This is a genomic window from Streptomyces filamentosus, from assembly GCF_014654895.1.
Classification (GTDB): Bacteria; Actinomycetota; Actinomycetes; order Streptomycetales; family Streptomycetaceae; genus Streptomyces; species Streptomyces filamentosus.
Genome location: NZ_BNBE01000001.1, coordinates 2776749 through 2788770, shown reverse-complemented (window position 1 = coordinate 2788770; position 12022 = coordinate 2776749). Strand labels below are relative to the sequence as shown.

General features: G+C 73.7%; 10 protein-coding genes. 6 read left to right on the top strand and 4 right to left on the bottom strand.

Annotated features, from left to right (window positions below; translation table 11 throughout):
* Positions 1–21 precede the first annotated feature (21 nt).
* Genes IE326_RS12615 through pdhA form a run of 3 tightly spaced genes read right to left on the bottom strand, consistent with a single transcriptional unit; the run spans position 22 to position 3582 of the window.
* Positions 22–1407 (bottom strand): dihydrolipoamide acetyltransferase family protein, encoded by a 1386-nt coding sequence (locus IE326_RS12615; RefSeq protein WP_190041547.1) that lies wholly within the window; start codon positions 1405–1407, stop codon positions 22–24.
* 10 nt (positions 1408–1417) lie between these two features.
* The gene (locus tag IE326_RS12610) at positions 1418–2398 is read right to left on the bottom strand and encodes an alpha-ketoacid dehydrogenase subunit beta (protein WP_190041546.1); all 981 of its coding nucleotides are present in this window, start codon (positions 2396–2398) and stop codon (positions 1418–1420) included.
* A gap of 2 nt (positions 2399–2400) precedes the next feature.
* Positions 2401–3582 carry a pyruvate dehydrogenase (acetyl-transferring) E1 component subunit alpha gene (gene pdhA, locus IE326_RS12605; RefSeq protein ID WP_150229471.1) on the bottom strand — a complete coding sequence of 394 codons (1182 nt, stop codon included), beginning with the start codon at positions 3580–3582 and terminating at the stop codon, positions 2401–2403.
* Between the two features lie 342 nt (positions 3583–3924).
* On the opposite strand from pdhA, the gene IE326_RS12600 reads away from it, so the two are divergent.
* From IE326_RS12600 to IE326_RS12590, 3 genes are all read left to right on the top strand, one after another.
* A complete protein-coding gene (locus tag IE326_RS12600; protein WP_150229473.1) occupies positions 3925–4587 on the top strand; it encodes a response regulator in 663 nt (220 codons plus the stop codon).
* 236 nt (positions 4588–4823) lie between these two features.
* A complete protein-coding gene (locus IE326_RS12595) occupies positions 4824–5255 on the top strand; it encodes a pyridoxamine 5'-phosphate oxidase family protein (RefSeq protein ID WP_150229475.1) in 432 nt (143 codons plus the stop codon).
* Between the two features lie 15 nt (positions 5256–5270).
* Positions 5271–6314 (top strand): phosphotransferase, encoded by a 1044-nt coding sequence (locus tag IE326_RS12590; protein ID WP_190041545.1) that lies wholly within the window; start codon positions 5271–5273, stop codon positions 6312–6314.
* 7 nt (positions 6315–6321) lie between these two features.
* Here the strand turns inward: IE326_RS12590 and IE326_RS12585 are convergent, their stop codons facing one another.
* Complete coding sequence (locus IE326_RS12585; protein WP_190041544.1) at positions 6322–8022, bottom strand: protein kinase domain-containing protein; 1701 nt, start codon at positions 8020–8022, stop codon at positions 6322–6324.
* A 289-nt stretch (positions 8023–8311) separates the two neighbouring features.
* On the opposite strand from IE326_RS12585, the gene IE326_RS12580 reads away from it, so the two are divergent.
* The 3 genes from IE326_RS12580 (at position 8312) to IE326_RS12570 (ending at position 11972) form a co-directional block, all read left to right on the top strand.
* On the top strand, positions 8312–9952 hold the full coding sequence (locus IE326_RS12580; RefSeq protein WP_190041543.1) for a protein kinase domain-containing protein: 1641 nt from the start codon (positions 8312–8314) through the stop codon (positions 9950–9952).
* 265 nt (positions 9953–10217) lie between these two features.
* Positions 10218–11159 carry a hypothetical protein gene (locus IE326_RS12575; protein WP_190041542.1) on the top strand — a complete coding sequence of 314 codons (942 nt, stop codon included), beginning with the start codon at positions 10218–10220 and terminating at the stop codon, positions 11157–11159.
* 99 nt (positions 11160–11258) lie between these two features.
* Positions 11259–11972 (top strand): PadR family transcriptional regulator, encoded by a 714-nt coding sequence (locus IE326_RS12570; protein WP_190041541.1) that lies wholly within the window; start codon positions 11259–11261, stop codon positions 11970–11972.
* Positions 11973–12022: the final 50 nt, after the last annotated feature.

The window sequence follows — 12022 nt, the reverse complement described above, 5'->3', positions numbered from 1 at the left end:
TGAAACGTGCGAAGCGGGTCACTACGACCAGGTGATGAGCCGCTTCGGGTGCTCCAGGACCGCCGCCACGTCGGCGAGGAACTTGGAGCCGAGCTCGCCGTCGACCAGGCGGTGGTCGAAGGAGAGGGCCAGCGTGGTGACCTGACGCGGCTTCACCTTGCCCTTGTGGACCCAGGGCTGGAGCTTGATCGCGCCGACCGCGAGGATCGCGGACTCGCCCGGGTTGAGGATGGGCGTGCCGGTGTCGACGCCGAAGACGCCGACGTTGGTGATGGTGAAGGTGCCGCCCTGCATCGCCGCCGGGGTGGTCCTGCCCTCGCGGGCGGTGGCGACGAGCTCGCTCAGGGACTTCGACAGCTCCGGCAGGGTCTGGGCGTGCGCGTCCTTGATGTTCGGGACGATCAGGCCGCGCGGGGTGGCCGCGGCGATGCCCAGGTTCACGTAGTGCTTGAGGACGATCTCCTGCGCCGCCTCGTCCCAGGCCGCGTTGATCTCCGGGTTGCGGCGGACCGCGACCAGGACGGCCTTGGCGATGAGGAGGAGCGGGTTGACCCGCAGGCCCGCCATGTCCTTGTCGGACTTGAGCTCCTCGACCAGCTTCATCGTGCGCGTGATGTCGAAGGTCACGAACTCGGTGACGTGCGGGGCGGTGAAGGCCGAGCCGACCATCGCCGCCGCCGTGGCCTTGCGGACGCCCTTGATCGGGAGGCGGGTCTCCCGCGCGTCGCCCTGCGCGACGGCGACGGCGGCCGCGGGGGCGGGCGCCGGGGCCGGGGCCGCGACGGCCGGTGCGGGGGCCGCCGGAGCCACGGGCGCGGCCGGTGCCGCGGCGCGGTGCACGTCCTCGCGGGTGACGGTCCCGTCCGGGCCGGTCGGGACGACCGCCGCCAGGTCCACGCCGAGGTCCTTGGCGAGCTTGCGCACCGGCGGCTTGGCCAGCGGCCTGGGCGCGCCGGTCACGGTGCCGTGCCCGTTCAGCTGCTCGGGGACGACCACGGCGGGCGCGGCTCCCGCGGTCCTGCGGGCCCGGCGCTTGGTGGAGGAGGCGGCCACGCCGTAGCCGACGAGGACCGGCTGGCGGCCGGCGGGCTCCTCCTCGGCCTCGGCGACCGGCTCCTGGACGGGGACCGGGGCGGCCGGGGCCGCGGCGGGGGCGGGGGCGTCGCCGCCCACGTTCACCGAGATGATGACCTGGCCGACGTCGACCGTGGTGCCTTCGGGGAAGACCAGCTCGTGGACGGTCCCGTCGAAGGGGATCGGCAGTTCCACGGCGGCCTTGGCCGTCTCCACCTCGCAGACGACCTGCCCGTCGGTGACGGTGTCACCGGGCTGGACGTACCACTTGAGGATCTCGGCCTCGGTCAGGCCCTCGCCCACGTCGGGCATCTTGAATTCGCGGATCGTCATCGTGCTCTCCTCAGTACGCCAGCGAGCGGTCGACGGCGTCGAGCACGCGGTCCAGGCCCGGCAGGTACTCCTCCTCCAGGCGCGCCGGCGGGTACGGCGCGTGGTAGCCGCCGACCCGCAGGACGGGGGCCTCCAGGTGGTAGAAGCAGCGCTCGGTGATCCGGGCGGCGATCTCCGCGCCGGAGCCGAAGAACACCGGGGCCTCGTGGACGACGACCAGCCGGCCGGTCTTCTCGACCGAGGTCTGGACGGTGTCGAAGTCGAGCGGGGAGATCGAGCGCAGGTCCACGACCTCGACCGACTTGCCCTCCTCGGAGGCGGCCGCGGCCGCCTCCAGGCAGGTCTTCACCATCGGGCCGTAGGCCAGGAGGGTGAGGTCGGTGCCCTCGCGGGCGACCCGGGCCTTGTGGAGCTCGCCGGGGAGGGCCTCGGTGTCGAGCTCGCCCTTGTCCCAGTAGCGGCGCTTGGGCTCGAAGAAGACGACCGGGTCGTCGCTCTGGATCGCCTGCTGGAGCATCCAGTAGGCGTCGGAGGAGTTCGCCGGGGTGACCACCTTGAGGCCCGCGACGTGCGCGAAGAGCGTCTCGGGGGACTCGGAGTGGTGCTCGACGGCGCCGATGCCGCCGCCGTACGGGATGCGGATGACGATCGGCATCTTCACGGTGCCGAGCGACCGGGCCCGCATCTTCGCCAGCTGGGACACGATCTGGTCGTACGCCGGGAAGACGAAGCCGTCGAACTGGATCTCCACGACCGGGCGGTAGCCGCGCAGCGCGAGGCCGATCGCGGTGCCGACGATGCCGGACTCGGCGAGCGGGGTGTCGATGACCCGGTCCTCGCCGAAGTCCTTCTGGAGGCCGTCGGTGATGCGGAAGACGCCGCCGAGCTTGCCGACGTCCAGGCCCATGACGAGGACCTTGGGGTCGGTCTCCAGGGCCTTGCGCAGCGACTCGTTGAGCGCCTTCGCGAGGGGAAGCTTCTGAACAGCCATGATTACTCGGCCTCTCCGTCCGCGAAGGACGCCTGGTAGGCGAGGAACTGCGCGCGCTCCTCGTCGACGAGCGCGTGCCCGTCCGCGTACACGTTGTCGAACATCGCCGTGTGCTCCGGGACGGGCATGGCGCGGACGACCTCGCGGACGTGCTTGCCGAGCGTCTCGCTCTCGGCCTCCAGCTCTTCGAAGAAGGCCGCGTCGGCGTGGCCCTCGCTCTCCAGGTACGCCTTGAGCCGCAGGATCGGGTCCTTGGCCTCCCACGCCTCGCGCTCGGCGTCCCGGCGGTAGCGGGTGGGGTCGTCGGAGGTCGTGTGGGCGGCCATCCGGTAGGTGTACGCCTCGATCAGCGTCGGGCCCTCGCCGCGGCGGGCGCGCTCCAGCGCCGTGCGGGTGACGGCCAGGCAGGCGAGGACGTCGTTGCCGTCGACGCGGACGCCGGGGAAGCCGAAGCCGCGGGCGCGCTGGTAGAGCGGGACGCGGGTCTGCTTCTCGATGGGCTCGGAGATCGCCCACTGGTTGTTCTGGCAGAAGAAGACGACCGGGGCGTTGTAGACCGCGGAGAAGACGAACGACTCGTTGACGTCGCCCTGGCTGGAGGCGCCGTCGCCGAAGTAGGCGATCACGGCGGAGTCCGCGCCGTCCTTGGCGATGCCCATGGCGTAGCCGGTGGCGTGCAGGGTCTGGGCGCCGAGGACGATCGTGTACAGGTGGAAGTTGTTGCTGTTGGGGTCCCAGCCGCCGTTGTTGACGCCGCGGAACATGCCGAGCAGGTTGGTGGGGTCGACGCCGCGGCACCAGGCCACGCCGTGCTCGCGGTAGGTCGGGAAGACGTAGTCGTCGTCCCGCAGGGCCCGCCCGGAACCGATCTGCGCGGCCTCCTGGCCGAGCAGCGAGGCCCACAGGCCCAGTTCGCCCTGGCGCTGGAGGGCGGTGGCCTCGGCGTCGAAGCGGCGGGTGAGGACCATGTCGCGGTAGAGGCCGCGCAGTTCCTCGGCACTCAGGTCGATGTCGTACTCGGGGTGCTGGACGCGCTCGCCCTCGGGCGTCAGCAGCTGAATGAGCTCCGGCTCCCCGGGCCCCGCCTCTGCGGTCTTCTTGACGCCGGCGCTGGCGCCGGTGGTGCGCTTGGCGCCGCTGCTGCGTCGCGTCGTCTTGCGCGCGGCAGTGCTCTCCACGGTCACGTGCGTGCTCCTCCGTCGGTCCGGCCCCCGGGTTCGCCGGCAAGGCCAGTGCGGCTCTCCGCCTTATCCGTACCCTGCGCACGGGGTGGGTGCGACGCGGCCGGGGTCGGGCGTGACAGGTGTCCCGGCGAACGCCGTCACAGGCACGTTACCCATTGCGCGGCATTCCTGCGAAACACCACTTGACCTGCGATTTTGCTTGGATTTCCAAGTAAATCGAGAAAAGCGGAAGCTCGCCCTGGTCAGCGCGCCGGGCAGCGGCCCGACGCCCTCGTCGGAACATCCGGCACCGTAACCTGCGCACCCCGGGCACCGGAAGAGCCAATATGTGAGACTGGCTGCGTGCGCGAAGAAGGAAAAATCCGGGTATTTCTGCTGGACGACCATGAAGTCGTCCGGCGCGGCGTCCACGAGTTGCTTTCCGTGGAGGACGACATCGAGGTGGTCGGCGAGGCCGGAACCGCGGCCGACGCCCTGGTCAGGATCCCCGCGACCCGCCCCGACGTGGCGGTGCTCGACGTCCGGCTGCCCGACGGCAGCGGCGTCGAGGTCTGCCGCGAGGTCCGCTCCCAGGACGAGTCGATCAAGTGTCTGATGCTGACCTCGTACGCGGACGACGAGGCGCTTTTCGACGCGATCATGGCCGGGGCCTCGGGATACGTCCTGAAGGCCATCCGGGGCAACGAGCTGCTGAACGCGGTCCGGGACGTGGCGGCCGGCAAGTCGCTGCTCGACCCGGTGGCGACGGCGCGGGTCCTGGAGCGGCTGCGCGACGGCAACAGCCCGAAGGGCGACGACCGGCTCGCCAACCTCACCGAGCAGGAGCGCAAGATCCTCGACCTGATCGGCGAGGGGATGACCAACCGGGCCATCGGCGAGCGCCTCCACCTCGCGGAGAAGACCATCAAGAACTACGTCTCCAGCCTGCTGTCGAAGCTGGGCATGGAGCGCCGCTCGCAGGCCGCCGCGTACGTGGCGCGGCTGCAGGCCGAGCGCCAGCACTGAGCGGGGCCGGTACGGCCCCGGGGCGGGCCTCCCGGGGCCGCGACCGCCCCGGCCCCGCCCCCGAGGTCCCGCGGGGGCCTGCGGGGCCCTTGAGGCCCGCAGAACGGCCCCGGCGGCCGCCCGCTCACCCGTCCGGAGCAGTCCGGGCCGGGCGGCCCTTCCCGGGACCTACGTCCCCGCCGAAGCGGGGCGGGCGCCCCTTTCCCGACGGGGTGCCGGTGGCGGAGAGTGGAGACATGTCCACCGAGGAGATCCGTGCCATCGAACTGCTCGGCCGTGCGTCGTACGGCCGGGTCGCCACGAGCATGCGGGCGATGCCGTTCGTCGCGCCCGCCCGGCACATCGTCTCCGGCGGCAGCGTGCTGATCCGCATGCACGAGGGTCTCGGCTACCACCAGGCGTGCAACGGCAGCGTCGTCGCCTACGGCGCGGACGACCTCGATCCGGCGTCCGGCGTCCTGTGGTCGGTGCAGTTCACCGGCACCGCGGAGATCGTCGAGCCGACCGCGTCGGAGGCGGCCGCCTTCGGCCCGGAACCGCTGAGCGTGGACGGCGAGCCCTTCGTGCCCGTCTACATGCGGATCGAACCGCAGTTCGCCACCGTGCACAGCATGGAGTACGGCCCCTCGGCCGCCGCCGCCGCGCGACACCTCCGCCACGTAGCGTGATCTAACATCTGCGGAGTGCCGCGCTCATCTGAACACCCCGCTCCCCCAATCGGCGCCCTGCTGCGCCGCCACCCGCACGCCGGGGAGCCCCTGTCCTGCGTCCCCGTCACCGAGGGATTACTCAACCGCGGGTACCGCCTCGCCACCACCCGCGGCCACTACTTCCTCAAGCAGCACCTCGACGCCCCCACCGCCGACCGCGCCACCATCGCCCGCCAGCACCGCGCCACCCAGCGGCTGCACGCGCTCGGCCTGCCGGTGGCCCCGCCGCTGCCCGACAGCCGCGGCCGCACGGTCGCCGTCATCGGCGGCCGCTGCTACGCCCTGCACCCCTGGGTCGAGGGCCGGCACCGCGACGGCGCCCAGCTCACCACCCACGGCTCCCGCCGGCTCGGCTCCCTCCTCGGCCGCGTCCACAACGGCCTGGACCGGGTCATGGAGTCCCCGCGGCCCGGCGGCCGGGACGACGGCGGGGAGCCCGCCGACCGGCACGCCAGCGCCCGCCCCGAGGACACCTTCGCGTCCATCGCCGAGCTGATCCGCCTCGCCCGCGCCCACCGCCCGCACGGCAGCTTCGACGCGCTCGCCGAGCACCGGCTGCGGGAGCGCCGCCGGCTGATCGCCCAGCACGCCCACCGCCGCCCGCCCGCGCCCGCCGCGCCCGGCTGGGTCCACGGCGACTTCCACCCGCTGAACCTGCTCTACCGGGGCGCCGAACCGGCCGCGATCGTCGACTGGGACCGGCTGGACGTCCGCCCCCGGGCCGAGGAGGCCGTCCGGGCCGCCGCGATCTTCTTCGTACGGCCGGGCGGCGAGCTGGCCCTGGAGAAGGTGCGGGCCTACGCGCGCGCGTACCGGCGGGCCACCGGGGCGGACGGCGCCGAGCTGGCCACGGCGGTGCACCGGGTGTGGTGGGAGCGGCTGAACGACTTCTGGACGCTGCGCTGGCGCTACCAGCTGAACGACCGCAGGGCCGACCCGCAGTTCCCCGCGGTGTCGGCCCTGGCCGTGTGGTGGACCCGGGAGTACGACGCCGTCCGCGACGCCTTCTCCGCCTGAGGGGGTCCTAGGGGGTGGTGCCGGTGGCCCCGGTGTCGCCGGTCGGCGGCGTGTTCGGGTCGCCGTTGCCGCCCCCGGTGGGGTCGGTCTGGCCGCCGTCGCCGCCGCCGCTGCCGTCGGTCGGCTGGTCCGTCGGCTCCTCGGTGGCCGTCGGGCCCGTGGTCGGCTCCTCGGTGGCCGTGGGATCCGTGGTCGGCTCCTCGGTGGCCGTCGGGTCCGTGGTCGGCTCCTGGGTGGGCGGAGTCGTCGTCGGGGCGGTCGTCGGGTCCGGGTTCCACGGCTGCTGCGTGTTGCCCCAGCCGCCGCCGTCGCCGCCGCCACCACCGGTGGTGTCGCTCGGCTGCTCGGTGCGCTGCTCCTCCGACGGCTCCTCGGACGGGGTGGGCTTCTCCGAGGCGGTGGCCGGCGAGCTCGACGTCGTGGTCGGCGTCGTGGTCGGGGTCTTCTTCTCGTTGTCCTTGCCGGCCATCTGCACCGCGTAGACGATGCCGGCGACGATCGCGACCAGCGCGAGCGCGGCGAACAGCACCATCTTGGCGCGCTTGCCCCTGTCGTCCCGGCCGCCGCCCTGACCGTAGCCGCCGGTGCCGCCGGTGCCGTCGTCGTAGCCGCCGTAGCCGCCCCCGTACGGCGCGTAGGCACCGTCCTCCGGGTTGGGCGACGGCAGTATCTGGCCCTGCTGGGCGGTGTCGCCGTGCGGCGGGTGGCCCATGGCCGTCGTCGCGGTCATGCCGAGGCCGGGGGTGTGCCCGCCCTCGTGCGCGGTCACCGGGCCGGTGCTCCAGGTGCCGGTGTGGCCGCCCTGCTGCTGGAGCATCTCCAGGCTGTACTGGATCAGCCCGCGCATCTCCTCGGCGCTCTGGAACCGGTCGTCCGGCTCCTTCGCGAGCGAACGCATCACCAGGCCGTCCAGCTCCGGCGGCGTCGAGCCGCGGACCTCGGACGGCGGCACCGGGGTGTCCTGCACGTGCTGGTAGACCACCGACAGCGGCGTCTCGCCGGTGAAGGGAGGGCGCAGCGCCAGCAGCTCGTAGAGCAGGCAGCCCGTGGCGTACAGGTCGGAGCGGTGGTCGACGGCCTTGCCCAGCGCCTGCTCCGGGGAGAGGTACTGCGGCGTGCCCATGACCATGCCGGTCTGCGTCATCGTGGCCTGCGCGCCGTGCAGCGCGCGGGCGATGCCGAAGTCCATGACCTTCACCGCGCCGGCGTGCGTGATGATCACGTTGGCCGGCTTGATGTCGCGGTGGACGATGCCGTGCTGGTGCGAATACGCCAGCGCCTCCAGGACGCCGGAGACGATCACGAGCGCCTGCTCGGGCCCGGGCGCCTCGGCGCTGAGCAGCAGGTCGCGGATGGTGCGGCCCTCGACGATCTCCATCACGATGTACGGCACCGGGCGGCCGTCCACGACGTCCTCGCCGGAGTCGTACACCGCGACGATCGCGTGGTGGTTGAGCCCTGCGACCGACTGCGCCTCGCGCGTGAACCGGGCCTTGGAGACCGGGTCCTCGGCGAGGTCGGAGCGGAGGAGCTTCACCGCGACCGTGCGGCCGAGCCGCACGTCCTCGGCGGCGAAGACCTCGGCCATGCCGCCGCGCCCCAGACGGTGCGTCAGGCGGTAGCGGCCGTCGCCGACGACGCGGCCGACTCCCCACGATTCCCCGGCAGCGCCCGGCACACCGCCACCTGCCTCGGATCCGGGTTCCATGAGTCCTCGCCGTCGTCTGTCCGTGCCGTGTCCAGTCGTCACGCTACAGGCTCCGTGCGACATCACGGTCCGCGATGACCGGCCATCCAACCCTTCTCGTGTACGCCTGTGCAAATTCCGCGGGTTTGGTCCGGCCCGCCCGCGACGCGGTCCGCACGGAGGGTCACGGAACGGGCACGCGGCTTGACGTGTCAGGGGCCTGGGGCAGACTTGGCGCAGAATCGGCCGGATACCAAGGTCCGGCCGGAGACGACAGAGCGACGCCGCGGGGCGCAGGGGGACAGCACACATGAGCCACGACGGCGCTCAGGGCGGCCGCTACGCGGGCGGTTCGGTCGCGAACGGCCGCTACCAGCTGCGCGACCTCCTCGGCGAGGGTGGCATGGCCTCGGTCTACCTCGCGTACGACAGTGCGCTGGACCGCCAGGTCGCCATCAAGACCCTCCACACGGAGCTGGGCCGCGAGGCGTCCTTCCGCGAGCGCTTCCGCCGCGAGGCGCAGGCCGTGGCGAAGCTCTCGCACACCAACATCGTCTCCGTCTTCGACACCGGCGAGGACACCCTCGACGGCGGCCTCATGCCGTACATCGTCATGGAGTACGTGGAGGGGCAGCCGCTCGGCTCGGCGCTCGCCTCCGACGTCCGCCAGTACGGGGCGATGCCCGCCGACAAGGCCCTGAAGGTGACGGCGGACGTGCTCGCCGCCCTCGAGGTCAGCCACGAGATGGGCCTGGTCCACCGCGACATCAAGCCCGGCAACGTGATGATGACCAAGCGCGGCGTCGTGAAGGTCATGGACTTCGGCATCGCCCGCGCCATGCAGTCCGGGGTCACCTCCATGACCCAGACCGGCATGGTCGTCGGCACCCCGCAGTACCTCTCCCCCGAGCAGGCCCTCGGCCGGCCGGTGGACGCCCGCTCCGACCTTTATTCGGTCGGCATCATGCTCTTCCAGCTGCTGACGGGCCGTCTCCCCTTCGACGCGGACTCGCCGCTGGCCATCGCCTACGCGCACGTGCAGGAGGAGCCGGTCGCGCCGTCCTCGGTGAACCGGTCGGTGACGCCCGCGATGGACGCGCTGGTGGCCCGCGCGCTGCGGAAGAACCCGAACGAGCGGTTCCCGAGCGCCGCGGCCATGCGCGACGAGTGCCTGCGGGTGCTCGCCGCCGGCCAGTCCGCCGCCCCGGTGATCGTCGCCGGCGGCCCGGTCAACAGCGGTTCGGGCGTCGGCTCGGCCGTCTTCCCGCCCGTCGGCCAGACCCCGCCGCCGCACTCCGCCCCGCAGCACCAGGTGCAGCAGCCCTACCAGCCGCCGGCCCCGCAGCCCGGCCCGTACGGCCCGCCGACCCCGGCGCCGGTCCCCACGCCCGCGCCCTCGTACGGCTACCCGCAGCAGGCCCCGGCCTACCAGACCCCGCCGCCGGTCTCCTACGCGCCCGTGCCGGCCGCCGCCCCGCGCCGGAACATGCCGGTGCTCGTCGGCGCGGTCCTCGTCGCGCTGGTCGCCATCGGCGGCGTGCTCATCGCCGTCGCCCCCTGGGAGAAGGACCAGGACCCCACCGCGGGCGGCACCGGCGGCACCGCCGGTGGCACCGGCACCGGGCAGACCCAGCAGGAGCAGACCGCCGGCCCCGGCCACAAGGGCCCCGACCTGTCGAAGACCATCGACACGAAGGAATGCACCGAGCCGAAGGAGTCCAGCGACGACCCCGAGAAGTTCGAGGTGCCCGACTTCACCTACAAGAACCTCACCTCGGTGAAGGACTGCGCCCGGGCCGCCGGCTGGAAGATCATCAAGCAGATCCCGATGGACGAGAACACCTACGGCGAGGACACCGTCCTGGAGCAGTACCCGAAGCCCGGCACGGAGATCTACCCGAAGGACACCGAGTTCACCCTGAACATCTCCACCGGCAACCCGCCCCGCTGACCCGGACGCCCCCCGCCCTGGCACCGCGCGTACGGCGGCCGGGGCACCGCGGAGACGTGGCCCGCGCACTTCACCGACACCCGGGGCGTCCTCGGCGCGTCGATCGGCGTCGTGGCCGAGGACGGTGACGCCTCCCCGCACTCGTGCTTCGCCCGGTTCGCGCACACCCCGCACTCCTGGGCCGCGCCTTCCGGAATGCCGGATTCGTCCCACCGTGCCACGCTGAGTCCGACACCTCGACGGCACGGCAGGGGAGGGTTCTCCGGTGGCTCCCACACGTGGTGAGGCGGGTGGGCACGACGACGGCGTACGGCCCCGGATGTTCCGCGCGGGCGTACGGGCGCGGGTACGGCCCCGAGGGCTCCGCGTCGGCCTCCGCGGGGCCGTGCGCGCCCCCGTGAGGCTCGTGCTCGTGCCCGCCCTGGCCGGTGTCTTCGTCCTGTCCGGGCTCTCCGGGGCGGCCCTCGCACGGACCGACGGCACTCCCGCCGGGACGGCGGTGCCACGCGCGCGCGTGGCGGGACCGACCGCAGGGGCCACCGCGCCCACCGCCACCGCGTCGCCGCGGACCACCACCGCACCGCCGCGGACCACCCCCGCGGCCACGCCCGGAACGCCGGGCGCCACCACCGCGCCGGCCACGCCCCCGGCGCCCGGCGCCCCCTCCGGGACCCGCCGCCCGGTCACCCCCACCGGCACCGGGACCGCCGGCACCACCGCACCCGCCGTCCCCTCGTCCTCCACGCCGCCACCGCCCGTCGGCACCACCGCCCCCGCCCCCGCCGGGACCGGCCCCCACCCCGGGAAGCCCGCCGCGACGCCCGACGAAGCCCCCGAGCCCAGCGGCTCCCCCTCGCTCGCCGGGCGCCCCGCGGGCGAGGGCCTGGCCCGGCCCGGCCGCCCCGACACGGCCACCCCCACCGCCACGGAGACCACCGCCTCCGCCACCCCCGCACGTGACAGAACCGCTACAGAATCCGCCGCCGGGGACCGCCTCCCCGAGGAGACGGCCGAGGCACCCGAGGAGGAGGCCGGGGTCCGTCCGGAGGCGGCCCGCGCCACCCGCCCCGCGGCCGTCCCGCAGCTCGCCGTGCGGACCACCGCCACCCCCTCCGAGCAGCCCGTTCCCCTGCTCACCCTGGGTGTGGGACTCACCCTCATGGGCCTCGGGCTCGGCTTCCTCGGACTGCGGCTGCGCCGCCGCTGAACCCTCCCCGGGAGCCTTCCCGTCCCCCCTGAGGGGGACCTTCCGGATCCCCCTCACGACGGTTGGCCGTCCCCTGCATACCCGGTATACATACTCGGTATGTCGATCCGCCACGGGCTCCTCGCCCTCCTCGAACACGGCCCCCGCTACGGCTCTCAGCTGCGGACCGAGTTCGAGTCCCGCACCGGCTCCACCTGGCCCCTGAACGTCGGCCAGGTCTACACGACCCTGGGCCGGCTCGAACGGGACGGCCTGGTCTCCCAGGGCGGCGCGGACGGCGCGGGACACCCGCTCTACGCGATCACCGACGCCGGCCGCGCCGAACTGCGCACCTGGTTCGAGCGGCCCGTGGACCGCAGCAGCCCCGCCCGCGACGAGCTCGCCATCAAGCTCGCCATGGCCGTCGGAGCCCCCGGCGTCGACATCCGCGAGGTCATCCAGGCCCAGCGCCGCCACACCGTGAAGGCGATGCAGGACTACACCCGGCTCAAGGCCCAGGCCCTCACCGCCCTGGAGGACGGCGGGCCGCGCGAGCGCGACGACGTCGCCTGGCTCCTCGTCCTGGAACAGCTGATCTTCCAGACCGAGGCCGAGGCCCGCTGGCTCGACCACTGCGAGTCCCGGCTGATCCGCCTCTCCGCCACCGCGCCCGCCGCACCCGCCACCGCGCACCCCGCCGCACCCGCCACCGCCTCGGAGCCGGGGGCCGGGGCGGGGGTCCGGCGCGGGCCCGGGGCGGGGGTGGGCGCGGGGGACGGCGGGGGTGGGTCGGGGGGTGCGGCGGGGGGCGGGGCCGAGGGCCGGGGCCGCTGATCCCGCGCCTTCTCCCCCGTACACCGCCTTCGCCGGCTTCCGTTTCCGTA